The organism is Verrucomicrobia bacterium CG1_02_43_26, from assembly GCA_001872735.1.
GTDB lineage: Bacteria > Verrucomicrobiota > Verrucomicrobiia > Opitutales > CG1-02-43-26 > CG1-02-43-26.
On record MNWT01000006.1, the window covers coordinates 151,860 to 177,153 of the forward strand.

Genomic DNA, 25,294 nt, shown 5'->3' on the forward strand with positions numbered 1-25,294 from the left:
GAATAATTATTTAAACGCATTCCGACTTTGGTTGCAATGCTCTTTTTTGGGCGGATTTGCCTTCGGTATAGGTTGCTTGAAATGGCAATAGAAATGCTGATAAACGCTCTTAATGTATTGCAGCCGTAGAGTTTGCAAACGCGCTTTCTTCTTCTGGTATCTCTAGAAATTAGTTTTCTTCTTAAAGAGGCCGAATGGGGTGAGGCGCAAGGACCATTTGGGGTCGGCCAATGTATTAGTGAGCTCTACTTGGAAGAAATTCGAGATGGGGTTGATGACGGCAAGCGCTTGGGATATGACCGGTATCTTGAGCTCTGCGGTGGGGAATATGTCCATGAGAAAGTAGACCTCATCATTCATGATATTGTAGGTGCCGTTGGCTTGGATGCGGGCGCTTTGGCCAAAAATTTTTGTGTGATTGAAGTAGAGTACTTGGTGTTTGAGGCGAAACATGGTTTCTCCTTCCGTGAGATCAAAATTACTGAAGTGGAAGGGAGGAATGTCTAGCATTTCGGAGAGAAGGCCTAGGAGACGAATTCTGCCTAAATTGGCATTTTGGAGCATAAGGACGCCTTCGCCCATGTAGCTATCTGTGTCGCCCAAGTACCCGGTTCCGGTGAAGACCCCACTGAGTTCGCCATGGAATGGTTTGTCTGGCTTACTGGTTTGGTTATTACCTTTAAGTGAGTTTAAGTTTGCAAGCGTTTTGTCAAAAGAGGCTTTTTCTATTTGTACATCGTAGGCGATGCTATTTTTTTCGTTGGCCTCTAAGGTGACGGTTGCGCTGGCGTTTCCGATACCCCCCGCGAAGCCAAAGTCGATTGGCGCGATGATTGTCTTTGTAGTGTCGTAGTTTGCCTTAAATCGAAGATGATCCAACGCGATGTCGTGGTAGGTGAGAGGATGCTTTGTTAAGAAATAAATGTATAAACGATCCTGGTGGGAGTAGAACAAGTTGGGTAAGGTGTACTGGCCCCTTATATGGACAGCAGGTGGCTTAGCGCAATGAAACGGTTTAATGATGGCTTGTGCTTCAGGGCCAAGAAGATTACCTAGGTCTGCTAGCCTTAATGTGCTTTTGATGTCGTAGTTGAGTTGCTCGTAGTCGGGTTCCTGCTGCGGTTTGAATTTCCAAAAAAGATTAGCGTTGGCGCTGCCTGTAGGCGTCTTCAGGTAGAGCTTAGAAATGCTTGTGTGGTTTGGGTTAGCTTGTAGGGTGAGGCGACAGAGTTGGTTGAAGACTTTTCTGAAGATAAAGTTAGTGCCCTCTATTTTGCCAAAAGTGAAATAGTCATCCTCATTGTCCCAGTTGCCGCTCACTTCAATATCGGCGTAAGGTTGTTCCTTTAAGAAAGAAAAGTCTGACCAGAGTTTCTGCCACCAAGGGCCCATCCAGGGATCAATGTCGGCAGGGTTGAGTTGTCCTTTGGCGAGAGCTTGATAATTGTTTGTTTTGAAATTATGAATATAGCTGGCTTTGGCGTGGCTTTTGGGAGTTTTTAAGTAAAGGGTATCTAGTGATAATTGCTGCGGTGTGACCTCCCCCCTCGCATACAGAGAAGAGAAGGGTGTACGGTACATGACCGTCTCGTCTGCGTTTATCCAGGCTTTTGCTTTATCGAATTTAAAACGCTTTTTGAAGTGGAGATCTACTGCGCAGAATGGTGTTTGATGGAATATTACAGGGCTTTCCCCGTTTGTTGTGGAGAAGAAAGCGAGGACAGACGGGCGCGTGGGGTTGAATTTGCCTTGTGCTGTGATGTCTGCTGTTTGGCGCGTGAGGTTAACAGCCGCGTTGGCTAAGATCCATTCTTTCCCGTCTACGATTTGGAGGGTTCCCGTGAGCCGAGGAAGCGTTTTTAGTGAGAGGTTTCCCGTGCTAAACGGAATGCTTGCTTTATTCTTTATTAAAGTAGTTTGAGCTGAGAACAATAATTTCTCCGGTAACGCGGTAAAGGGAGCATGTGAGCTTAAGGTAGCGATTGCTTCGGCGGCTTGGGTATTGAATAGACCCTTCCAGGTTGCGTTATTGATTTTTAGATAAACTTCCGGGGATAAAAACGGAGTTCCAGAGAGGTTTATATCGGCTTGAGCCGTGAGGTGGCCGATGGTGAGTGTTTGGTTGGGTTTATAATTATTGCCAAAGAAAATTGCAGATAGGTGTGCTTTTTTTTTATCTACCGCAGGCGGTGTGAGGACGATAGAGACTTTCTCGAACGCATCGATGTATTGTTTTAATGAAAATGACTTTTTGATCCACGGAGCGTAAAGGGCTAGCCAGGAGGTTGCGGCATCGGCGTAATCAGCGGTAGTTAGAGTATTGTCCGTTGCTTGATTTTTTTTAGGAGGAAGGGGAATGCTTAAAATACCATCTGAGAGAATGTTGGAGGAGAAGAGATTGAGCGCGAGGGATTCGACCTGAATGGCATTTTTTTTGAAAGCAACGCTGGTTCGAATGTTGCTGATAATCGGTTCTTGTATGCCCGTGGGGGAAAGGGGCGCGGGGCAGTACAGGGTGCCGGATTCTATTTGAGCCTTATCGATTTCGAATTGGCCTATGAGGAGCCGAGGGAGATCGGGGTGCAAGATGGCTTTTTCGCATTTTAATAACAAGGATCCTGTACCTTGTAGCGAGAGCGTGAAGTCCGCTACTTCAATGGTGCCGTTTGGTTTTAGCTTTATACTCGTGGCATCAGCTTCTAGGTTGAAAAGATTAAGACCGGAGTTGAGTTTCTTTTCTAAGAAGTCGGAAACGGCTTGGGTGTCGTAAAAAATGAAGAAAGTGATCAGGAGTATTTGGAAAGCGAGTATGAAGGCTAAGGCGATGTTAAGTGATTGCCTTAGCATATACGTGATCCAATTGACTGATGCTTGTAATAAACTCATTCCCCTGGTCTTAGTCCGTTACGTTTGTATTGTTGTAGGCTACGGGGTCAGTGAATGAGAACAGAGCATCTATCCAGTTTTGGTTGAGGGTAAAGGTACGCTTTGTCTGAGGGGAACCTCCGATTTGCATGCTGCCAGTCAACCGCTCTGTGAAAAAGTATTCCAGCTTTTGAGTTTGGCTTTTTTCTCCGGAGGGGAGATCAACATCGGCTTCCAGTTTAAAACTCCAGGGAATAGATTTTTCGTTTTCTAGCGGAATTACCGATTGAAATGCATATGGCAGATAGGTTTGTACGGAAAATTGGTGGAGGCCTGCCAATAACGTATCAACGGCTAACTTACGCGTTTCGGGAAGGTTGTTTAATAGAGCATCCCATTGTTTGGCGTTTGCCGGTTTGCCTTGATAAATGGTTTGCCCGTCTTTTAAATTGACGAGGCGAATTTCTTTGATTTCCGCGACTTCGGGCAGTTTTTCGATTATGCGTGTTTCGTATTTAAGCGGGCTTACGGGAGTCTCCGACAGAATGAAGTTATCGACTTCATAAACGAAGGGGGCGTTTTCTATTTTTGCGTAAAACTTTTGTGTCTTGGGGTTCATGTCTCCAATTAATAAAGTGAGTGCCTCCTTTGTTTGTAACCGGATGAGGCGTTGAGGATCCGTGAGGCCATAATGTGCTAAATCTTCCTGCGTGGGCATATCGCTGATAAAATTGACAGCCTCGAGTTGTTGGATGGAAGTGATGAGATCGGCTATTTTAGCAGGGTCTGCGCTTTTGGCGATCAATTCGCCTGATTTATCGTGATCCATGACCTGCCAATTGCCGTCTTCAAGCCGTTTGAGCTGCACCTTTTTGCCGGATTGTTCGATGTCAACGGCGTTGAGCTCAGCGACATCAAACTTGACAAAAAATTTGTCCCGCAAATCTTCTTGAGCATCCTCTAGCTCTTCTAACGCTTCTGCATCTACGATAAAGTAGGTAGGCGTATTTTCGAGTTGGGCGTAATAGCGTTTTGGGTTTTTGAACGCAAGGTTGCCCAGCAGCAACGTTTGATTTTTGTGATTACCCTGAAGCGTGATTCGTGTCTGGGGTTGATCCAACCCGAATTTCTCCAAGTTGATACTGTTCTTATTAATAAACTGATAAACCTTGAGGTTGGTTAATTTGCTGATCGCGTTATTGACTAGCGCATTATTGGCCGCGGCCTGTATAGGAGATTCAAAATACCAACCATCTGCTTTTCTGGAGATACGGATGCTCAGATTTGCCGGGTAAGAGCGCTTTAGTATGAGGGCATGCAGCTCGAAGACAGGAATATTGAAGATTTCCGGGTTTCTCAAATCCTCCAAATCCACGAGTAACGTGTTAAATTGATCCTTGTCAATGACCAAGACCTCATCTGTGGAATGGTTTAGTAGGTAAAGGCGATTGGCCAGCGATGTCGTGTTGCCGAAGCTGATCTGTTCACGCACGATTTCATTATTAACGGAAAGTGTCATAACGGGGTCATCTAAGCCGTAATCCGCTAACGTTTGGCCCGTTTTTTCGATTTCAGAACGCGGGAAACGAGCATCTGCTTTCAGGAATTGCAATTGATTTAAAATACGCTGAACCGCATAAAAATTAGCAGGCCAGGAGACTGGTGTTTCTATATGCCAATTATTATTAGCCTTTTTCAGAAAAATGGGGTCGGCTAGGTTTTTGCCCTCGATGGCGATTTCCTGAACGTTGATGAGACTGTTACCCAAAATGTAGCCGCTGGCAGACGCATCCTCTACCGCGTGTTCTTTTTTGTCCAAGAAGTAAAGTGCGCCGAATGCAATAAGATTAAAAGCAAGTAGAATTAAGGTAAATTTGTATCGCATTATTGTGGATGAATTCTTGTTGATAATGAAGATTTACGGGCAAATGGCAAGCCCATCATTGGCTTGGACTGAGGGGGTTGTCTGTATGTTCAGTTTTTTTGGACTTTTTATTGCAGTTCAAAGGCGAATACCGAGGTCAAATTTAATTATAATTAAATTAATACCATGTAATTTATATATTATGATTAGTTTATATATTGACTTTAGTTTTATATTGTTTATAATTGAGACCAGTGAATTAAAAATAGGAAAACGACTCATGTCTAATACTAATATAAGGAAATCAACGGAAACAAAAAGCATTTTTGCCCAAAACGGCGATAGTAGGACTAGGGCTCCCATGTCCCTGAAGGAAGATCTTTCAGGAAAGAGCTTCTTAGGGAGAAGTAAAGTGAAGCAACTTTTGTTTAAAATTGATGTATTTGGTATCATTGGAAAATTTATAGACCTTAAGCCCGGCACGATTAATGGGGATGCCCGATTACAACTCCTTACCCGTATCTGTACTATTTTTGAACTAGATGCAGATACTTCTAAAGAAGGTATGGAGCGTGTTGATTTCAAGGCAATAGACGTAATCAAGGACAGCACAGAAAGGGATTTGGTCAAGGCCTACATCAGTGTTTTATTTGATGATAACAGAGATTCAAGCCAGCCTATTTCTCTGCAAGAGGTGGCAGCAAAATATAACAAAAGTAAGATTGAGGAAATACTTTATGATAAAGACATGCCCATCGAAGTATTGGTCACAAAGTGGTCCGTTGGCCTGAGAGAATCCTCAGAATGGGGCGATGATATTTTGAATGGCAGGATATTGCTTCCAAATCCTAAAAAAACTCATGCACAATATCAGCTGGCTCTCAAAAACCAAGAACAACTAGAAAACTGGTTTGATGCCGAGCCTGAAAAAACGGATAGCCGAAAATCCTTTTTCTTCTCTTTGTCTCAAGATGCGCAATCTGATATTATTAAGGGGCGTACTGCGATTAATATTTCTAAAATACAAAAGAATTTTGATATATACTGTAATCGCAGGTCAAATGAAGCGCATATAGCTGCATTTAGGAAAGAACAGGGCATGTCTAAGCAGGAATTTGCGGTTATGCTCAAATTTAATGGTGATCGCAATGCTATCGCTGACATATATTCTGGACAACATGCGATCAGCGCAAATGAGCTGAATACTTTTTATAATGCGTATCAGGAGGCACTTAGCTCTGAGGAAGTGATGCTAACTCAATGGCTTGAGGGCCGTGGGGTAACTGCGGTGCCTGGACAAGAGAAGCTCTTTCTGGAGTTGTTATCGTTATCAAACTTCAACAAAAAAATAACACTTACAGAAACTTTTTTAAATGACCAATTGAGGACATTGTATGTTCTGGAAAAAGGGGTCAATGCTATGTCCGACATTGTAGATGAGCTTTCAGAGGAATTAAAAGGCAACGAAAAGCGCTTATCCCTCAGCGAATATACTAAGAAATTGCACACAAAATTGTTAGTTGATTTAGGCATTACTTCGGGTAGCACCGAGGGATCCTCCGTTAAAAAGGATAAAAAAACGACTAAACATGAAACCTGCCAGAGTTCTAATGTTTCAGGAAAGGAGCTCAAGCGGCTTCCATTACACCACTATTATTCATATTTGTTGAGCACAATGATTTTAGAACCTAAACGTGAGAATCAACTCTTCGTGGATAAGGATGTGGTCAATGGTTCCGGCAGAACAATAGTGATGCCTCAGATCGGGTATAAAGATATTTCACGCGGTGAAAACATTACTGTTATTAATCAAGAAGAGCGCAAAAATTTTTATGGCACCGGGAAAAAAGAAGTTAAAGATGTGAGCAATGGTGAGTGGGTGCTTGATACTTGGACAACGGACGATAAGGAATCTGATTTTGTTAGTATTAATACTGCTACTAAGCAAGCAGGTTATAGTACTGACGACCAAATTGTTGAACACACAGAAATCTTAAAAAAATATCTAGGTGAGCACGGAGTTGAGTCCGAAAAAATCGACAACTTGGTGTGGTTGCTGCAGGGTTTGATTTCTCAAAACTTTACAACATCGATGGATGAAAGTAATTTGGCAGGAGGATTTATTTGGAAGACGGACGAAGGTCGCGTTATACAAATGGCCGGCGCCGGTAGAAAAACAAATTACACGTTAGATTTAACCGATCCGAAGAACCCCAAGTTTACCTTTTGTATGTTTTGGGAAAAAGGCTCGCTTGATCAGGTTCTCCTCAATGAGATGGACTCATCGGGCCAAGGTTTGTGTAATGCACTTAGCGTAAACAAAGATGAGACCGAACTTTATTACGAAATCGATTTTAATATCAACTTGGATAAAGTTGAGGACAAATATGCCTTAATAGAAGGTGCCGTTACGGTCGATGACGTTCGCTACGATTGTAATATCGTGGAAAAAAAGAACTAAATTTCAAGGTTCCGCTACGGGCGATTAGCTCAATTTTATAACGATTTTTGGGAAATGACATAAAACTAAAGGTTGTTTCCCGGGAATTATTATTTAAACTAGCACTCATGTACTATCGTTATTTATTCTTGAGTGTGGTGGCTTTATTGGCCGGTTGTGACAAAGGCGGCAAAAAAGAAGTGACCACCTATGATGTTCCCAAAGAAGAAAGTAAGGCAGAGATGCCTATGGCCACGATGGCTCAGCAACCGCCGATACATGGGCTGGCTGAAGTTACCCAAGGTTTTTCTATTCCAAAATGGGACGTGCCGGAAGGCTGGGTTGCTCAATCCCTGGGCACAATGCGTAAAGGAAGCTTTTTAGTGACAGAGGGCGATAAATCTGCCGAAGTCTCTGTTTTGGCTTTTCCGGGAGACGTTGGGGGCGTGTTGCAAAACGTGAACCGCTGGCGCGATCAGATTAATCTAGAAGGCATTTCTGAAGCGGTTTTAAGCAAATTTCCCACTGAAAATGTAGACGGTTTTAAATCCATCATAGTGGATGCGGTTAATAGCGAGACCGGTAAAGCTGTTTTGGGGGCGATCGTTCCACAAAGTGCGGCCTCTTGGTACTTTAAAATGATGGGAGACGCCTCTGTTGTCGAATCGCAGAGAGACAATTTTATGAAATTCCTTAAAAGCGTACAGTTTTAATGAATCGGGTCTATAAAAGCTTAAGCTCATTGCGTTTAACGGTAGCGCTTTTGGGTTGTTGTTTTTTATTAGTGTTTTTCGGTACACTAGACCAAGTTCATATAGGTATTCGAGAAGTGCAATTACGCTATTTTGAGAGTATAATTGCACTCTGGCACTACCCTGCTGCCTGGCCTGGTGGCGCAGTCCTAAGTAAACTCTTTATCCCTTTGCCGGGTGGGTTTTTATTGGGCGGGCTACTGGTCATCAACCTCATTTTCGCGGCCGTTCGCTATTTTCAATTTAAGCCGAAAAAGATCGGCATCATGTTGATACACTCGGGGATTTTATTACTGATTGTTAGCGGCTTTTTGACCAGCTATTTTCAAGTGGAATCTCAAATGTGGATTGATGAAGGTGGGCGATCTAATTATTCAAAATCTACGGACGAAAACGAGTTCGTGATTATTGATAAATCAAACCCCTCCTTTGACCGCGTCGTGAGTATGCCGGTAGTATTGTTGGAATCTGGCAAAGAGGTGCAGGTTGGAACCTTCCCTTTTACAGTCAAACCAGAAGTGTTCTTTGCTAACGCGGGCATACAAATGCGCCGAAATGATCCCAGCTTACCGCCCGGGTTAGCCAATAGGGGCGCCGGGATGAAGATGGATTTGGTTGCTGTACCCCTAGCCCCTACCTATAAGCAAAATGAAGTGAACACGGTTTCTGCGTATGTGACCTTGGTAGCGGGGGATGGTGAAATCGGTACCTGGCTTGTTTCAAATGTTTTTGATGAACGCTTTCCTCCCCAACGCTTTTCTTACAACGATAAGGAGTACGAGATCGCGATACGCTTCAAGCGTTATTATTACCCCTTTTGGTTGGAGTTGACCCAGTTTCGTTTTGATCGATACCCGGGAACCGAGATTCCTCGTAACTTTTCCAGTGAAGTGAATATCCTGGATGCAGAGAAATCGACAGGCAGAAAAGCTTTAATTTACATGAACAATCCCCTGCGCTACGAAGGATATACTTTTTATCAGGCATCCTTCACTCCAAATGAAACAGCGACTATGTTACAAGTGGTCCGAAACCCAAGCCGAGTACTGCCCTATATTGCAGTGTTCCTTGTGGGTATGGGTTTGCTTGTACACTTTTTGTTAAAGTTGGTACGTTTTTTAAAAGTTATCTAATACAGTAAAAGGGTTTTTTTTGAGGGTGCGTTTGTGGCAATTCTCGTTGCATTACGTAGGGATAAAATATCATAATAGAGGGTGTGATGCCCCAGCGTTTTATCAAATTCCTCACCTGTTATTGTATTCTACTACCTCTTGCCTGCTTAGCTTCAGAGAAAGATATACTCCCGCCTGGAGTATCGCTTAATTGGGGTAATGAAACGGAAGAAGTGATTAGCCAGACAAGAAGTAAGATGGCGCTGGATGGTCTTTGGCAGTTTTTGCCTGCGACAACAGAATTTGCAACTGAGCTGCCTTCCAGTGGCTGGGGGTATATTCAAGTTCCCGGAAGCTGGATGCGTGAAAATTCGGCAACGTTTGTACGTGCACCCGGAAGAACCCCTTTGTGGCACGCTATGGATTGGAATCGATTGACATCGGTTTGGTATCAGAGGATTTTTGTGGCTCCACAAAAATGGGGAAACAAAAGCGTGTCCGTAAAGTTTGATCGTATAGCGGATAATGCGGATGTGAGTTTAAATGGATATCCACTCGGGAAAATTACTCGACTTGGCGGAGAAGTGGATCTGACAAATGTGCTACGCATCGGGCAATCAAATGTGCTGCAAGTACTTGTCTCATCAGCTCCAAATAGTTATGAAAGAGGGTTAGTAGGAGAGGTTAACTTGTTTACCCGGCCTAAAGACGCGTACATTGAAGGCGTTTGGGTGAGACCGGATACGACGGAAAAATCATTTGAAGTTGCTGTGGATTTAGCCGGGGTTCCTAAGTCCGGACCCTTAACCTTCACAGTGGATGTTAAGAAACCAGACGGGACGCTGGCCAATTCATATTCTCAAGTGATCAGTGTAGATGCGAATTCGGAGTCTCAGAGCATCACCTTAAGATTTCCATGGGAAGATATCGATCTTTGGGATTACTCTAGCCCGAATCTGTACCGTATGGATATAACAGTTCGCGGGGTTGGCTTTTTTGATTCGTTTCGCCAATCATTTGGATTTAGAGAATACCATTTTGATCGTGCATCGTGGTTCTTAAATGACCACCCCTTCCCTCTGCGTGCGGTTATGGTTCAGGTGCATAACTATACTAAGGTGCATGATTATTTAAATGCGGGCTTTTCCGTGGGGCTTATTCCGCAGTTTGATATAGAAGATCCTGATAATATGGCAGATCTGGAGAATCTGTTGAATCTGGCAGATAGTATTGGTTTCCCGCTCGTTTTTGAAGTTCCTGATAACAAGATTGATCATTGGTCTAAGAAAGTAACCCAGTTATGGAAAAAGTTAAGGAACCATCCTTCCTTTATGCTCTTTTATAGCCAAGAGATTATTCCGCACCCGGATGGGTTTACTGAACCGATTACCCAGTTTGAAATGATTCCCATGAGTACGCCCGTTGTCGCACCTTACCTATTAGTTAATAAAGAGGATGTGGAGCAGTTGACAGAATACGCGGCTCGTTACTTTGGTAGTAAATCATTTGTATATGACTTTGATTTTCCGCCGGAGAAACCGTTTACAGATCGATACTCTTACCAGTATCTGCAATCTTATTGCCTGGATCTTACCTGGCGGTTATCTAGGTTGGCAAGCAATCTGACTTCCGGCTTTATGTGGAAAGTTGCCCTCGATGATAAAAATGCTTTAATCTATAAGACATTAAAACGAGCCAATAGGCCGATTGCTGCATGGATCAGTGGGCCGAAGGATAATTTAGTTTCCCGAGATCACCATTTTTATGGCGGGACTGTTGTTGATAAATGTGCTTCATTTATAAATCAGTCTTTCGAGCCGGTTGATTATGAAGGGCACTGGCAAGTGAAAGTTGCTCAAAATGTCGTTTACGAAGAATCGTTTAGCGGGCACATTAACGTGAACGAAGTCGTCTTCCTGCCTCTTCAGTTTACCATACCAGAAGTAGGGCAAAGAACGGATGGCGATGTGAAGCTGGAAATCAAGGCAGGAAACGAGAGCATTATAGACCAGTTCACATTTGAAGTATTTCCCGCTACACCTACGCAAAGAAGCAAGGCCGTTTTTTTATTTGACCCCGAAGGGGATTCTAAGGCTCTGTTAGAACGCTTGGGCTTTAGGGTCATTGATTGGACGGGAAAACCTTCCTTGAGTAATGTTCTCGTTATTGGGCGAAACGCGTTGTCCAACGGTGAAGGGCTACCAGGCTCGATCCGCGAATTTCTTTCTGTCGGAGGCAGAGTACTGTTATTAACCCAGAACCCTGATTGGTTGACCCGCAATTTTTCGTTAGAAATCATTAAGGGTGCTAAACACCGCTTTTGGCCCATTGTCACCCAAAAGAAGCATCCCGCTTTGCGAGATTTGGAGGATAAAGACTTCTCGTTTTGGAACGGCAGGGGGGCTTTGTTGGAAAATGAACAAGGGAATACAGATATTTGGCTAGAGTCCAATGATTCAGATTTCTTGCCGTGGGTTTGGCAATACGGAAATTTAGGCAGTGTTTCTAGCGCGCCTATATTCAAGCCCGTTGTAGGTGGATGGGTGCCTGTAATCGAGGGGGGGGAGAATTTAGTGTGGACACCGCTTTTGGAAAAACATTTTGGCAAGGGGCTAATGCTGCTTTGCACGCTAGACTTGGAAAATCGAGGAAAAACGGATCCTGTAGTAGACCGATTGATGGTCAATATGGTGGATTATCTCGATAGCCAAAAGGAAGATACTCGCCCGCGCAATATCTATTACATAGGCGGTAGAGAAGGTCAAAAACTGCTTGACCACCTCAGCCTGAAATACGTGCCACTCAATCGGTTGCCTTCGATGCCGGCAATTATTGTTGCTGATGAAACCTTTGAAGCTTCAGAGAAGGCTATCAACGGATTCTTAGATATTGGTGGTCAGTTTGTTTTTCTTGCCCGAAAGAGTACGCAGCTGCCTCTTGGGTTTGTCGCCAAACAAGAACTGTCTAAGGGCGCTTGGCAATTGCCTGCTTGGCCTGATCTGAAAGGAATTTCAATTGCCGATTTCTGCCTAGCGGTACCAGAAGAGTTGTTTGTCTTGCAGTCCGGTTCTGGTAAAATAGCCGCTAATGGCTTATTAGGGCTTTACGCTAATCGAACAGGGAGAGGCTATTTCATCCAAATAGATCCTCAAGCTGTGGGAAACAAGGGTAATCAGAATGGCCTGAGGGATAAGCTGGGTTTTTATCGAATTTTGTCCCTGTTTTTAACCAATGTAGGCGCGCCTTCTTTGACGGATGACCGCATGTGGGGTTGGGAAATAGGAGCCTTGGAGAGACAGAAAGAATCTCCAACACAAGAGACCCGCGCTCCGATTTCAGCAGAATCTGCCCCTGTAGATGAAAAACAAATGTATGATTACAGCCGCCAGGATAACCCCACGAGATTGGGTGTTCCTGCGAGATAATCTTGAAAATAAGTTAGAGAAGGATAAAATAAATGCCCCGATTTTTGTACCATAAATCATTTGCGCTAGATGTACCTTCGGAAACCGTCTACAAGTGGTATCAGCATCAAGGAACATTTGAAAGATTGACTCCTCCGTGGGTAAAGATGCGGGTAAAGGAATATGATGGGCTTAAGGAGGGTGTGCTGGTTAAATTTCAGATTCAAAAAGCTTTTTTCAATTTGGAGTGGCAAGCGAGGATAGAGGCTGTAACAGAAAATGCTGGCTTTACGGATAGGCAGGTGAAAGGGCCTTTTGCTTTTTGGAAGCACGAGCATGGTATCAAATATGTGGCCGATAATAAGTGCCGCGTGAATGATCACGTTCAATATGAGTTGCCCTTCGGCAAGCTGTTGAACAACAGATGGGGCAAACGGAAAGCGCAATTAGAGCTCGCTAGGCTATTTCGGTATCGAGAGGAAATTACCCGAGCCGATTTGGTTGATTTTTATAGGCCATGCGATCGCTCGATGACTTTTCTTGTGACGGGTGCTACGGGTACGGTAGGCAGCGCTTTAAAGCATTTCTTGCGCTCTCAGGGGCACGTTGTAAAAGAACTCTCATTGACGCGTCCTTACAAAGGCGCATTTTATTGGGATTATTATAAAGAAGAACCCAATCGTGAATGGTTTGAAGGAGTCGATGTCGTTGTGCACTTGGCGGGGTACCCCATTTTTTGCCGCTGGACAGCTCAGAATAAGAAAAAAATATTGGAAAGTCGTTGGACGAGTACCGCCAAGTTGGCAGACTATTTAGCAAAGGAACCGTGTAGGCCTCCTGTTTTCATATGTGCTTCTGGGATCAACTTTTATGGGACTGATAGGGATGGTGTTCTTGATGAAAAAACGCCTGGAGGAAACGGGTTTTTAGCAGAGGTGACAAAACAATGGGAAGAGGCCTGTGATCCCTTACGGCGAGTTGGTGCTCGTGTTATTAATATAAGAACAGGAATGGTCTTAACGCCTGCTGCAGGAGGTTTAGCTGCCATGTTGCCTATTTTTCGTCTGGGCCTAGGCGGTCGAATTGGTTCTGGTAAACAAATGGTGAGCTGGATAGCGATTGATGATTTAGTGGACGCGATTTATTATATGTCCACTCAGGGTTCTATAGAAGGCCCTGTTAATGTATGTGCCCCTGAAAGTCTTACTAATAAAGCATTCTCGGATACTCTGGCTGATAGATTGGGGCGCATCGCGATACTTCCCCTCCCTGAAATTATGGCCAAACTGTTCATGGGAGACCTCGCTAAAGAAACCGTCTTGGCTAATCTGAAGGCTACCCCTAAGGTGTTACTCGAATCCGGATATCGATTTCGTTATCCTCGTTTAGAAAGCGCTTTAGCACATTTGGTTGTATAACGCGGCCTTCACTATATATATTGCCTTTTTCTGTAAATGGAACAGAATACTTGATTATGAAAGCTGGGATTTTAGGTTTACCAAATGTAGGAAAAAGTACTTTATTTAATGCGTTAACACGCACGAGAAAAGCAGAATCTGCCAATTATCCGTTTTGCACGATTGAGCCTAATGTTGGCATCGTTGTCGTGCCTGATTGGCGTTTGGCGCGTTTGACACAGATTGTTAAGCCAAAGGAAGTGGTGCCTACAGCTATTGAGATTGTCGATATTGCAGGCCTTGTCAAGGGAGCAAGCCAGGGGGAGGGTTTAGGAAATCAGTTTTTAAGCAATATACGCCTCATGGACGCACTCATACACGTTGTACGTTGTTTTGAAGATGATGATGTGATTCATAACATGGGCTCTGTAGACCCGATACGAGACATAGAAGTGATTTCAACCGAATTGATATTATCGGATCTGCAATCCGCACAAGCTCAATTGGATAAAAATATTAAACGCGCACGTGGACCAGATGCGGAAGCCAAGGCAAATGTCGCTTTATTAACCCGTCTTTTAGATCACTTAAATGAAGGTAAACCCGCAAATATCCTTTCAATAGAACCTGAGGAATTGCCACGATTGAAGCAGTTTAATTTATTATCATCAAAGCCGATTGTGTACGCCTGTAATGTGGCTGAAGATGAGTTGGAAGACGCGGACCAGAAGAACCCTTATGTTCAGCAAGTAAAGGCATACGCGAAAATGCACCATGATGCCAATAGCTGTGTGATTTCCGCCAAAATCGAATCGGACCTCGTAGACCTTGCCCCTGAAGAAGCAAAAGAATTTTTAGCCGAATTAGGCGTTGAGGATAGTGGCGTTTCCCAGCTTATTCGTGCAACCTACGATTTACTAGGCTTGGCCAGTTATTTTACCGCCGGTGAGAAAGAAGTACGCGCATGGACGTTTGTGAAAGGAATGAAGGCTCCCGAATGCGCGGGTATTATCCATACGGACTTTCAAAAGGGGTTTATCAAAGCAGAAGTTGTTTCTTTCGAGGATTTAGACAAATACGGCAGCTACAGTGCCGCACGCGAAGCCGGCCGATATCGCCTGGAGGGCAAAGAATATCCGTTTAAAGACGGCGATGTGGTGTTGTTCCGCTTTAATGTTTAGCGCTATAACTGTTTTAAAAAAAGCTTTTAAATTACGTCCAATTTAGGGGATAATGTTCTTGTAACCCATTTATCCTAAAATTTTGACTATATGAAACTAGGAGTGAATATTGACCACTGTGCTACCTTACGACAGGCGCGGTATAAGGATTACGCGCGTACAGCGGGACACATGGTGGAGCCTGATCCCGTGGCATTGGCGACTATCGCAGAACACGCAGGCGCAGACGGTATAACCGTGCACTTGCGGGAGGACCGCCGCCATATCCAGGATGAAGACGTACACCGTCTAAAAGAATCCTTACAAACACGAATGAACCTGGAGATGGCCTGTACCGAAGATATGATTTACGCTGCCTCTAAAATTATGCCTGAGTACGTTTGCCTTGTTCCGGAAAAAAGGCAAGAGGTGACCACTGAAGGAGGGCTGAACATTTTAGCCCAGGAACACAAAGTGCTTAAGGTAGTGAAAGACCTCAGTAACATGGGTATTACCGTGAGTCTCTTTATTGACCCTCATCCGGAAGATATTAAAAAAGCAGCCGATATTGGTGCTCCGGTAGTAGAGCTACATACAGGCGCTTTTGCGAACAAATACTACACGCCCGATCGTCAAAAAGAATTGAACCGATTGATCGAGGCAGCAAAGCTTGCGCATGATCTTGGGTTGATCGTAAATGCCGGGCATGGGATTAATTATGTCAATATAAACGACATTAAACAGATCCCTCACTTGCACGAGCTCAACATAGGGCACAGCATTATTGCTAGAGCTCTTTTTGTTGGACTGGGCGAAGCAGTAAGAGAAATGAAAGCTCTCATGAGAGCCTGATAAGAATGGTTGCTTTATGATTTTCCCCCTCTCCCACCCCGTTTTAACCTGCGCTGAATCAGGCTGCTTTGAAGAGAAGCTTTTGGGTGGTGATGAAAATGGCATCTTGGCGGCCATGAAAAAAGCGGGCCAGGGCGTAGGGCTCGGGATTCTGCAAGATTTTCAGGAAATTAAACCGTTTCCGCAAAACGCAAAAGTCCTTGTCTTAAGTGGTAAAGGCCATAACGGTGGGGATGCGCTTATAGCTGCCCATACCATTTTAAGACAACACCCCCAAGTAGTGGTAGAAGTGATGTTTGTCTTTGGCAAAGATGACCTTAAGCATCTTGTACAAAAAGCATTTGATGAGCTTAATCAAGCAGGCAAAGTGACTGTATTGGAAAACGTTTTATGCGATACTTCGTATGACGTGTGTATTGATGGCGCACTGGGAATGGCCTTTCATTTACCTCTCAAAACAGCTTTCGTTGCCTTATTGGAAAAAATAAACCAACACCCGAATATTCTCCTGCGTGCCGCAGTGGATTTGCCTAGCGGATTAGGAGACGAGTCTGCTAATATCGCATTTCGTGCGGATTTTACCTACGCGACCGGGATTGCCAAGAAACCTGTTTTTGAAGAGAAAAATAAGCAATTTGTAGGGCGTATTCGATATTTGGATATAGGATTTTTTCAAAACAGCCAGCCGGAAAGCGAACAGAATATTTTATTACCTGGAGTGTTAGACAAACTAAGGCGCTTGCGGGATCCTCAATCCTATAAACGTACGTATGGCCATTTGTTTATTGTGGCTGGGTCTAGACGTATGCCAGGAGCGCTATTGATGGCAGTAAAAGCTGCGGTTCATTCCGGTGTTGGTCTGGTGACAGTTATAGCTCCTGATTCTGTGGCCAGGAATTGTGCGCCCCACGTTCCTGAAGCTATGTGGCTCCCTTGCCCCGAAACGAGTGATGGCTGGTTCTCGGTAGAAGGAAAGGCAATCATTTTAAAAACACTAAGCTCGGCCAGCGCAGTACTAATCGGCCCCGGGATCGGTCGAGAAGATGAAACGAAACAGTTGTTTGCACAATTGGTACGCGATATTAAATGTCCGATCGTGATAGACGCAGATGCCTTGATGCCGGAAATAATCGATGCGCTTGCTGGAGGCCAACTCGGTATTATTACCCCTCATTTGGGTGAGTTTAATAGAATTAGACAGACTGCGGATGAAGCCTATTCATTTGAAAAATTGGCTTCCTATTCGAAAAACAATCCGTTGGTAACCGTTCTAAAAGGGTCAATTACCAAAGTAGCCTATCAGGGAAAAGTATATCTAAGTCCCTTTGGGGGGCCGGTGTTGGCTAGAGGGGGAAGTGGTGATATCTTGTCCGGCTTGTGCGGAGGATTATTAGCACAACAACCTTCCGAGGCGCTAAATGCAGCTTGCCAAGCAGTTGTTTTGCACGGGTCCGCGGCAGACGCGATGGCTCGAGAGCGAGGGCAGACGGGTATTAGCACAACAGAGATTATCCCTTATCTGAGTAAAATTCTTCATGGATAGGGCATTTTTTGCTTAGGTTTACTGAAGTACGTGCTATTATGAGCACCATGTCTCATCCCCTTACCCGAGAAAACGCATTTTTAGCGTTAAACGCCCTCCCTCATGTGGGCCCTATAACCGTTCAGAAGCTAATGGAGGTTTTTGAAAATGACCCCGTTAAAATCTTAAAAGCGCAAGCCGATGAGTTGCAGGGCATCGAAGGTGTCGGCAAAAGCATTATAGAAACGATTACGCATTGGCGGGATCATTTTGATTTAGAAAAAGAAGCGGCTAATATGCAAAAACTAAACGTGCAGTTTATTTCGAGCACGCATGAAGACTATCCTCCTTATTTAAAAGAGATATACGACCCCCCTATCGGCCTTTACTGTAGAGGGAGCTATCGGCCCGGCCTAAGAAGTGTGTCAATCGTGGGGAGTCGTAGATGTTCGCTCTATGGCACGAAAATGGCAAAAGAACTAGCGGCACAATTAGTTCATTTAGGTTTTTGCGTAATCAGTGGAATGGCTCGGGGGATCGATACTGCCGCGCATGAGGGTGCTCTGGATGCTGGAGGAAAGACTGTGGGCGTATTTGGCTGTGGTGTTGATATCATTTATCCGCCGGAAAATTTTTCGCTGAGTGAGCGTATTAGGGAGCATGGGGCGCTCGTTTCCGAATTTAAACTAGGCCAACGAGCCGATAAACGTAGTTTTCCGATGCGTAATAGAATTGTTTCCGGAATGTCTCAAGCCGTCATCGTGGTGGAAACGAATTGTAATGGGGGGAGTATGATCACCGCTCGCATGGCTGGCGAGCAAGGAAGACAAGTCTTTGCTGTTCCGGGTAGAGTCGACCAGGCCTCCAGTAGCGGTTGCCACCAATTAATCCGAGATGGCGCGGTTTTACTCAGAAGTATCGATGACCTTCTCGAGGAATTGAGCTACTTGCGTCAGGTGGAGTTTAACTTTAAGGATAACGCAAACGATTCCCCTCAATTGGGCAAGCAAGCTAGTATGGGAGCTGCTCCAAATTATTCCACTCAGGAAACTTTGATTTTGAAAAATCTAATGGGTGAAAAGCCGTTGACGATCGATGAAATCTGTACGCGAACACAGTTGGCATCCAAGGATGTTACTTCTACCTTGATGCTTTTGGAACTAAAAAAAGCTCTGGTGAAACGAGCTGATGGGACGTTTGAGGCGGCTTAAGGGCTCAACCCGGAGGCCACATCATGCCGCGGCCACCTAGTAGGTGGACGTGTAAGTGGGGAATAGTCTCGCCACCATGAGGGCCGTTATTGATAACAACGCGGTAGCCCTTCTGTAGATTCTTTTCTGCTGCTTGTTGTTGGGCAATGAAAAGTAAATGGCCTAAGAGTGCTTTGTCAGATTCCTCGATTACGGATAAACGTGGCAGCGGTTTTTTAGGTATGATCAGTAAATGTGTCGGTGCCTGAGGGCTAATGTCCTGCAATACAAAGCAAAGATCATCCTGGTATTCGATTTTTCCTGGGATTTCGCCATCGATGATTTTTTGAAAAAGCGTTTTACTCATAGTTAGGGGCATAGCTAGTTATCGTTTAAGGAGTGAATTTCCTTAGCGAGTTCTGTGATGTCTCGAAAGTCTTTATAGACACTGGCGAAACGCACATAGGCAATTTTATCTACCTGCTTGAGTTGGTTCATGATTTCTTCGCCAATACGCACGCTGGGGATTTCCGCTTCGAAAAGGGTCTGTAAACGATCCGTGATCGCACTGGTAATGCGCTCAATTTGCTCGATGTTAATGGGTCGTTTTTGAGCCGCCTTTTTAATGCCGTTGATGATTTTAGTACGGTCGTAGTCTTCACGACGACCATCACGTTTAGTTACAACAAGTCCTTCACGAATTGTCTCCTCAAGCGTACTAAAACGCTGGGAACACTCCGGGCACTGACGCCGCCGGCGTATGTTGGTGTTGTCTTTATTTGAACGAGAATCAACAACCTTAGTGTCTGGATGCAAACATTTTGGGCAACGCATAGCGTTATATATTCAGGAAATTTTGTATAATACGCAAGCCTTCTTCCGTCGCATAGGATTCCGGGTGAAATTGAACGCCGTAGAGCTGAAATTTTTTATGTTGAATGGCCATCACTTCGCCTGCGTCTGTCCACGCGGTCACATCAAGGGAATCCGGTATAGATTCTTTTTCTAGAATAAGGGAATGGTAGCGAGTGGCTTGAAAGGGACTGGGGATTTTTTCAAACAATGTAGAGCCATTGTGCTGTATCGAAGAGGTCTTGCCATGCATGGGGTTTTTGGCGTGGACAACCTTGGCCCCCATGAGCTGGCCGATGGCTTGATGTCCGAGGCAGACTCCTAAAATCGGAACCTTGCCCATGAAGTAGTTAATTAAATCAAGGCTCGAACCCGCATGATCCGGGTCTTTTGGCCCAGGGGAAATGATCATGCGGCTCATTGGAAGGCCCATTACTCTTTCCACGGTAATTTTATCATTACGAAAAACGATCGGATCAAAGCCCAGTTTACCTACGTATTGTACGAGGTTATAGCTGTAAGAATCGTAGTTATCGATGATTAAAATCACTGTGTAAATGGTGCCAGAAGAGCGACTTTTTGCCAAACAAAGATTTAGTCAGAATTAAAATATAAGCAAAAGATTTGCTAAAATCAGTAAAATATGGTTATCTTTTTGCTAGTTTTGGGGATTTTAATATAAAGTATACTTTTAATTGTATTATGTTTGGGAATATTGGCCGAAAGAGTTTAGGGTGCTTGCTGGGATTAATGATTGTTATAGGGACCGCATCAGCGGTGCCTTTTTCTGGTACTGTCGTGGATACGGGTGCGGCTTCTGTGTTGACGGTTAAACCGGATGATGGAACCGTTTTCGGTGAGGAAATGCGAGTGGAGGTGTCTGCCGGAGATGCCAAGATCGGCTATCTCAATGAATGGGTGAGGGGTAATTTGCTTGAAGGCAATAATGGGTGGTACTTAGACAGTATTTGGCCGGGATATGGTAAAAATGAGGCTCAGGCAGAGGTCCTGAATAGAAAATTGTGCGCTGCTGCTGCTCATAAAAACCTAGGAATGCCTATCAAAGAAGGAGAAATTATTCCCGATTTTGCCTTGTTTAACCAAAAGGGTGAGGTGGTGTTCGCAAAAGATTTACGTGGCAAAACGGTCGTCATGACTTTTGTGTTCTCTCGCTGTGCAACGCCAACCATGTGCCCATCTAATCTTGCTAGAATGATGCGTATGCATCGGGAGGTTAATACTATGGGATTGAAGGATGTGTTGTTTGTCTTAATGAGCTTTGACCCGGATTATGATACTCCCGGGGTTCTCAATGCCTATGCGAAAAGCCATCGTATCGATAATGATGATTTTATGCTCCTAACGGGTGACAGGCCGGTAATAGACGCTTTGATGAAAGAGTTTGGCGTTTTTGTCGTACCCGCGGAGGGAACGATCAGCCACACTTCCGTTGCGGTGATTGTGAACAAGCAGGGCGCGTTGGCGCATCGTAAGGCAGGTTTCCGCTGGAATGTACGGGATTTCGTAGATCGAGTGAAGTTGATCAATTAGGTTTCTGAAGATTGGAAGCTTGACTTTTGGGTAGAAATAGGATGTTATATCATCATCCTGTGTGGTGGTTGTAGCTCAGTTGGTTAGAGCACTGGATTGTGATTCCAGGGGTCGCGAGTTCAAGTCTCGTCAGCCACCCCATTTTATTTTGAGGAAAAAATATTTCTTTAAATAATAATCACAAACCGTTTAGGATGACACGAGATGATAGCGTTTCAATGCTTCTTTTTCGGTCGTTGTCATGTGCATTTCTCGAATGATGGCAAGTAACTGATCCACGTTTGGCTGTATGCCGTTATCGAGCTCTACTTTATGGCTCGTGTTAAGCCGGATCATTTGAATGTTTTGGCGCAGTTTGTCTGCGTATTGAGGGACAATAAGCTGGAAACGTGCAGGGGTTAAATAATTAGCCTTTGCGATAATGTTTTCAATAGAGCCGTATTCTTGGATCCATTTTTGGGCCGTTTTTGGGCCCACTCCCGGAAGTCCTTCAATATTATCAGCGGCATCACCTATAAGGGCTAAGTAATCTACTATTTGATGCGTTTCAACGCCAAATTTTTTGGGTACACCGGCAACATCCAGCTTTCTCCAGCCTAGCTTGGGATTAGCGGTTGGTGGTGGAAGCAGTTGTTCTATATTGCTCGTCAGACACTGGGCGAAATCCTTGTCTGAGCTGACGATGTAGACAAAGTCCCCTTTTTTCGCAATTTCTTTGGCCGCAGCGCCCACGAGATCGTCTGCTTCAATACCATTTTCCTCAATGAGCGTATACCCTAGGGCTCGAGTAAGCTCTTTTAAATAAGGAATTTGTTGCTGAAGCGGCTCTGGCATCTCCGTCCTATGGGCTTTATAGGACGGGAGGAGTGCGAGGCGTTCCGTAGAGCCTCCAAGATCGAAAAATATGGCAACGTGGTCCGGTTTTTCCATGTCCTCTAATTTCCACATGGTACGTACCCAGCCATGGATAGCACCGGTTGGAAAACCATCCTTGCGGGTGAGCTCCGGTACCGCGTAATAACTGCGAAAAGCCATATTAAAGCCGTCAATTAATAACCATTTTGCCATGGGTCTATATAATCCTAATTTCTCTTTTTGGTAAACGCTTTAAAGCGCGCTGCCCGAAATTCGGCTGTTGAGGCCTTCGGGCGTGACGATTTTAGCATCTTGAAAAATAGCGTTTTGAGGAACATTTCTCAACTGCTGGTTTTCCAGCCCGCCGCCCGCGGAAACCATATTAGCAGTAACGAATATCAGCAAATTGCGCTTTTGGTTGGTTTCTCCTTTAGACCTAAATAGTCTGCCAACACCTGGGATATCTCCCAAAATAGGCACTTTGTCCCGAATGCTTTTGATTTCTTCTCGCGTAAGGCCGCCCATGACGACTGTTGCGCCATCGTGTATCGTGACTTCCGTTTCAATTTCTCGCGTAGAGAAAATGGGTTGGAAAAATCCGGACGGTACCTCAACCATATTCCTGGCGCCGGCAAGCGCGACACTCTTACCGCCATATTCTACGAATCCCTCAAATTCCGTTACCTTAGGATCCAATCGAAGTGTAATGTTACAGTTGTCATCCTCAACGGTAGGGGTAACTTCCATCTCAACGCCCACGTTCTTATCCACAAAATCTCTTGGTGTGCCCGCTGTAATCGTTACGCCTGCGGACGTATTGGCGGCATTGAGACCGGCCATGCCAACATCAGACTGTATGTCGCCATAGGACTGCGGATAACGAAGTACTTGGGCAACCGTTATTTTGGCTGTCTTACCGGAAAGAACCGTGACTTTCGGCGCACTCATGAGATCCGAGCCGGTGTGCTGCTCTAGTGCGTTGATTAATAGTCGTACTTGCCAGTCTTCTATGATTCCTAGAAGCCCTGCGGCGAGGGTTGTGTTTGTGCCCAAGTTGACCGAATTTGGAAACGTGGGCGGTGCATTGCGAATAATGTGTGGCTCGGATCGGCCATCGATTAAGATTTGGCCGGTGCCTGAACTGCTGCTCGTAGCGAAAGCATTTGAAAGGCTACGCAGATTGTTGGAGTCTCCTAAATACGTGCGGGCAAAACGCTCATTAGCGTAGTTATTTTGGTGAATGCTCCACTTGAATCCAAGTTCTTCTAGCGCGCCTTGTTGAACTTCTAGGAATTTTGCCTCGATTTCCACTTGTTTCGTTTGCTTATAGCGCACCAATATATTCCGCATTTTTTCCAGATTTCGCAGGGTATTGGTGGCTATGATTTGAGTGCCGTCAAAGGCAAATACGGCTCCTTCCGGTCCACCGGAAGCTTGTTCAAACGGCACACCGGCGCGGCCAAAGAAGTTTTTCAAGCCTTGCTCTTCTTCTAGTTGAGAGATTTCGGATGCTTTGCTGCTGCTTTTCTTTCCAATTAATTTTATGACCGTTGCGCGGCTGATTGGCAGAAAATCTGTATTTAAATGAATAATAGGCCCTTCGGCTTTTTGAACCGTGATGACATCCTCTTCAATATCATACTGGTAGTGAACGGATCGCGTGATCAGGTCCAGTGCCTTGCCTAGGCTTAAGTTACGCAGATGAATCGTAACTTTTGGGTCATCGGCAATGGCATTTAATAGCACAATATTAATGCCCTTAAGGCCGTCTGCGGGATCAAATTTTTCCGAAAGCTCGGATAAAGAAAGAATCACTTGGCTAAGGGGGGCGTTTTGAAACACAATTTTAGGGATAATGATTTGGGACATTTTCTCCAATAGCGGATTTCTTTCAATAATTTCGATCTCAGCTGTGGCGATAGGAATCGCTTTAGGCCTTTCCCAACTGATGTCTACTTCCTGAATCATTCCCGCGCGTGTTTCTATATAATCCTTGTCCGCGGGGTTTATCGCATCTTCAACGCGTTTCAAATACTTTTTCGCGGTTTCGTTTTCGGGGTCTATCTCGAGTGCCTGTGTTAAAGAATCTTTAGCCGCTAAATAATCACCGACTGAGTATTGTGCTCGTCCCCTAAATAGATACTTCTTTAGCTCTTGAGCATTCTCCTGCTCCTCTTCTGTTCCGTGGGCAAAAAGCCCCAGTGCAAAAATAAAAACACTTAGGGTTATGAGGGTTTTAGCTCTCTTCATATGTGGTATTAATTTTTTGGGCGATAAAAGTTTCGTTGTCTGCACGCGAATATGTCCCGTGAGATTGATTAGGCGTATAGGGTGCTACCTGATGTTCAAGATCGTTTTGCTCATCATAAAAAACTGCTATTTGGGGAACGGTGCTGGTGCTTTCTGCTCTTGTGAGATGCGAAAAGTAAAGATCGGTTCCAGCGATGCGATTGCCTTCCTTTAGGTAAAGTAATTCGTGAGTGGTATTTGATTGAATAATGACGGTCGCAGAATCGAAACTTAAAATATCTTCGCTCAGATACCCCATAAGCGTGTATTGGGAGTCCAAGGTATTGAAAGGGCTCTCGGGCGCTTCTTCATTATTAGAGACTCTTTTTTTTAGCAAAAAATAAGTTCCTGCGTCTTCATCTTTTGTGATTAACGGTGGGCTAAAGAAGTGATGCGTGGCGTGAATTGCTTTTTCTTTGTGGATAATCGAGGGGCTAATTTTTTTTGTAGTATTAAAATCGATACAGTTGATTAGGATAGAAAAAAGCGTATTATGCGGTTTGGTGACGACCTGTCCCCAGTCTTTGGGTAGCGAAAATGGCTCGTTGTCTATACTGGCGGGGAATGTCTTGATCTCTGAAATGATGCAGGGCATTTGCATCGCAGTCATCGTGTCAATAAACTGGACGGCTGTGTGAGTGTCTCCAGTAAATTGAATTTCTAAGGTCTCCTCATTCTTGATAAGGCTGCTCGCTTCACGATTTTTAGTGTCAGAGGAAGCTTTTTTTATATTAACGATTTCGGTGGGTTTGGCTCTTAATAGCGCTTGGCTTATTTGTGGAACACACCTCGCTAACCCTGTGTTTTCTTCTGTGATCAATGCAGCGTAGCTACCTATGAACTCGTTCCCTAAAAGAACATTTTCTTCGTTAGCGAGATCAAGAAGTCTATTCTTTTCCTTTTCAATCTGAAGCCAATTAACGCCAGAGGGCTCATGTGTATTTTTTTCTTCATCTGATTCACTGAAGAATTCAGCCACGTGGCGTGAAATTGTTTCATTTATCGAGTCTCTTTGCGCGCTATGGTCTGGGAAATTTTTTCTCTGAAGCACGGCTAACTCGGTTGATGCCTTGTGTAGGCTCGTATTCGTTTTAGTGAGCTTTTTGTAGTTATAGACCGTAATCGCACTGCTCGTAATGATCGCTAGGAGCAAGATGGCTGACAGTACTTTTTTGGTTAACGCTGTCAT

General features: G+C 44.5%; 19 protein-coding genes and 1 tRNA gene. 11 read left to right on the forward strand and 9 right to left on the reverse strand.

The window, feature by feature from the left end; all coding sequences use genetic code 11:
* Positions 1-162 precede the first annotated feature (162 nt).
* From AUJ82_02890 to AUJ82_02900, 3 genes are all read right to left on the reverse strand, one after another.
* Positions 163-2,886 carry a hypothetical protein gene (locus tag AUJ82_02890; protein OIO60377.1) on the reverse strand — a complete coding sequence of 908 codons (2,724 nt, stop codon included), beginning with the start codon at positions 2,884-2,886 and terminating at the stop codon, positions 163-165.
* A 10-nt stretch (positions 2,887-2,896) separates the two neighbouring features.
* The gene (locus AUJ82_02895; GenBank protein OIO60378.1) at positions 2,897-4,750 is read right to left on the reverse strand and encodes a hypothetical protein; all 1,854 of its coding nucleotides are present in this window, start codon (positions 4,748-4,750) and stop codon (positions 2,897-2,899) included.
* A 117-nt stretch (positions 4,751-4,867) separates the two neighbouring features.
* Positions 4,868-5,092, reverse strand: coding sequence for a hypothetical protein (locus AUJ82_02900; protein ID OIO60379.1), 225 nt, complete (start codon positions 5,090-5,092; stop codon positions 4,868-4,870).
* On the opposite strand from AUJ82_02900, the gene AUJ82_02905 reads away from it, so the two are divergent.
* From AUJ82_02905 to AUJ82_02945, 9 genes are all read left to right on the forward strand, one after another.
* Positions 5,091-7,190, forward strand: coding sequence for a hypothetical protein (locus AUJ82_02905; GenBank protein ID OIO60380.1), 2,100 nt, complete (start codon positions 5,091-5,093; stop codon positions 7,188-7,190). The two genes, AUJ82_02900 and AUJ82_02905, sit on opposite strands and share 2 nt — an antisense overlap.
* Positions 7,191-7,297: 107 nt before the next feature.
* On the forward strand, positions 7,298-7,882 hold the full coding sequence (locus AUJ82_02910) for a hypothetical protein (protein ID OIO60381.1): 585 nt from the start codon (positions 7,298-7,300) through the stop codon (positions 7,880-7,882).
* A complete protein-coding gene (locus AUJ82_02915; GenBank protein OIO60382.1) occupies positions 7,882-9,054 on the forward strand; it encodes a hypothetical protein in 1,173 nt (390 codons plus the stop codon). Before AUJ82_02910 ends, AUJ82_02915 begins: the two co-directional genes overlap by 1 nt.
* Positions 9,055-9,140: 86 nt before the next feature.
* Positions 9,141-12,458, forward strand: coding sequence for a hypothetical protein (locus tag AUJ82_02920; protein OIO60383.1), 3,318 nt, complete (start codon positions 9,141-9,143; stop codon positions 12,456-12,458).
* A 146-nt stretch (positions 12,459-12,604) separates the two neighbouring features.
* Complete coding sequence (locus tag AUJ82_02925; GenBank protein OIO60384.1) at positions 12,605-13,855, forward strand: TIGR01777 family protein; 1,251 nt, start codon at positions 12,605-12,607, stop codon at positions 13,853-13,855.
* A gap of 50 nt (positions 13,856-13,905) precedes the next feature.
* Positions 13,906-15,015 (forward strand): redox-regulated ATPase YchF, encoded by a 1,110-nt coding sequence (locus tag AUJ82_02930; protein OIO60481.1) that lies wholly within the window; start codon positions 13,906-13,908, stop codon positions 15,013-15,015.
* Between the two features lie 90 nt (positions 15,016-15,105).
* Positions 15,106-15,846, forward strand: coding sequence for a pyridoxine 5'-phosphate synthase (locus tag AUJ82_02935; protein OIO60385.1), 741 nt, complete (start codon positions 15,106-15,108; stop codon positions 15,844-15,846).
* 19 nt (positions 15,847-15,865) lie between these two features.
* A complete protein-coding gene (locus AUJ82_02940; protein ID OIO60482.1) occupies positions 15,866-17,389 on the forward strand; it encodes an NAD(P)H-hydrate dehydratase in 1,524 nt (507 codons plus the stop codon).
* A gap of 47 nt (positions 17,390-17,436) precedes the next feature.
* Positions 17,437-18,579: a DNA protecting protein DprA gene (locus AUJ82_02945; GenBank protein OIO60386.1), complete on the forward strand. Its 1,143-nt coding sequence runs from the start codon at positions 17,437-17,439 to the stop codon at positions 18,577-18,579.
* Positions 18,580-18,583: 4 nt separating this feature from the next.
* Here AUJ82_02945 and AUJ82_02950 read toward each other — a convergent pair whose 3' ends face one another.
* Genes AUJ82_02950 through AUJ82_02960 form a run of 3 tightly spaced genes read right to left on the reverse strand, consistent with a single transcriptional unit; the run spans position 18,584 to position 19,960 of the window.
* The gene (locus tag AUJ82_02950) at positions 18,584-18,925 is read right to left on the reverse strand and encodes a histidine triad nucleotide-binding protein (protein OIO60483.1); all 342 of its coding nucleotides are present in this window, start codon (positions 18,923-18,925) and stop codon (positions 18,584-18,586) included.
* 14 nt (positions 18,926-18,939) lie between these two features.
* Entirely contained in the window at positions 18,940-19,392 is a 453-nt protein-coding gene (locus AUJ82_02955; GenBank protein OIO60387.1) for a transcriptional regulator NrdR, read from the reverse strand.
* Positions 19,393-19,396: 4 nt separating this feature from the next.
* On the reverse strand, positions 19,397-19,960 hold the full coding sequence (locus AUJ82_02960) for an anthranilate/aminodeoxychorismate synthase component II (protein ID OIO60388.1): 564 nt from the start codon (positions 19,958-19,960) through the stop codon (positions 19,397-19,399).
* A 200-nt stretch (positions 19,961-20,160) separates the two neighbouring features.
* Between AUJ82_02960 and AUJ82_02965 the strand changes: the two genes are divergently transcribed.
* Positions 20,161-20,961 carry a hypothetical protein gene (locus tag AUJ82_02965; protein ID OIO60389.1) on the forward strand — a complete coding sequence of 267 codons (801 nt, stop codon included), beginning with the start codon at positions 20,161-20,163 and terminating at the stop codon, positions 20,959-20,961.
* 64 nt (positions 20,962-21,025) lie between these two features.
* Positions 21,026-21,102 (forward strand) — tRNA-His (locus AUJ82_02970).
* Positions 21,103-21,150: 48 nt separating this feature from the next.
* On the opposite strand, the gene AUJ82_02975 is transcribed toward AUJ82_02970, so the two are convergent.
* The 3 genes from AUJ82_02975 to AUJ82_02985 are packed head-to-tail and all read right to left on the reverse strand — an operon-like array spanning position 21,151 to position 25,294.
* On the reverse strand, positions 21,151-22,029 hold the full coding sequence (locus AUJ82_02975) for a 5'-3' exonuclease (GenBank protein ID OIO60390.1): 879 nt from the start codon (positions 22,027-22,029) through the stop codon (positions 21,151-21,153).
* Between the two features lie 39 nt (positions 22,030-22,068).
* The gene (locus AUJ82_02980; protein ID OIO60391.1) at positions 22,069-24,066 is read right to left on the reverse strand and encodes a hypothetical protein; all 1,998 of its coding nucleotides are present in this window, start codon (positions 24,064-24,066) and stop codon (positions 22,069-22,071) included.
* Positions 24,053-25,294: a hypothetical protein gene (locus AUJ82_02985; GenBank protein OIO60392.1), complete on the reverse strand. Its 1,242-nt coding sequence runs from the start codon at positions 25,292-25,294 to the stop codon at positions 24,053-24,055. The genes AUJ82_02980 and AUJ82_02985 overlap by 14 nt, the downstream gene beginning before the upstream one ends.

Coding starts and splice junctions, on each gene's coding strand:
- AUJ82_02890 (OIO60377.1), bottom strand. CDS start 2,886: ATGAGTTTATTACAAGCATCAGTCAATTGGATCACGTATATGCTAAGG.
- AUJ82_02895 (OIO60378.1), bottom strand. CDS start 4,750: ATGCGATACAAATTTACCTTAATTCTACTTGCTTTTAATCTTATTGCA.
- AUJ82_02905 (OIO60380.1), top strand. CDS start 5,091: ATGTCCCTGAAGGAAGATCTTTCAGGAAAGAGCTTCTTAGGGAGAAGT.
- AUJ82_02900 (OIO60379.1), bottom strand. CDS start 5,092: ATGGGAGCCCTAGTCCTACTATCGCCGTTTTGGGCAAAAATGCTTTTT.
- AUJ82_02910 (OIO60381.1), top strand. CDS start 7,298: ATGTACTATCGTTATTTATTCTTGAGTGTGGTGGCTTTATTGGCCGGT.
- AUJ82_02915 (OIO60382.1), top strand. CDS start 7,882: ATGAATCGGGTCTATAAAAGCTTAAGCTCATTGCGTTTAACGGTAGCG.
- AUJ82_02920 (OIO60383.1), top strand. CDS start 9,141: ATGCCCCAGCGTTTTATCAAATTCCTCACCTGTTATTGTATTCTACTA.
- AUJ82_02925 (OIO60384.1), top strand. CDS start 12,605: ATGCGGGTAAAGGAATATGATGGGCTTAAGGAGGGTGTGCTGGTTAAA.
- AUJ82_02935 (OIO60385.1), top strand. CDS start 15,106: ATGAAACTAGGAGTGAATATTGACCACTGTGCTACCTTACGACAGGCG.
- AUJ82_02945 (OIO60386.1), top strand. CDS start 17,437: ATGTCTCATCCCCTTACCCGAGAAAACGCATTTTTAGCGTTAAACGCC.
- AUJ82_02950 (OIO60483.1), bottom strand. CDS start 18,925: ATGAGTAAAACGCTTTTTCAAAAAATCATCGATGGCGAAATCCCAGGA.
- AUJ82_02955 (OIO60387.1), bottom strand. CDS start 19,392: ATGCGTTGCCCAAAATGTTTGCATCCAGACACTAAGGTTGTTGATTCT.
- AUJ82_02965 (OIO60389.1), top strand. CDS start 20,161: ATGATTGTTATAGGGACCGCATCAGCGGTGCCTTTTTCTGGTACTGTC.
- AUJ82_02975 (OIO60390.1), bottom strand. CDS start 22,029: ATGGCAAAATGGTTATTAATTGACGGCTTTAATATGGCTTTTCGCAGT.
- AUJ82_02980 (OIO60391.1), bottom strand. CDS start 24,066: ATGAAGAGAGCTAAAACCCTCATAACCCTAAGTGTTTTTATTTTTGCA.
- AUJ82_02985 (OIO60392.1), bottom strand. CDS start 25,294: ATGACAGCGTTAACCAAAAAAGTACTGTCAGCCATCTTGCTCCTAGCG.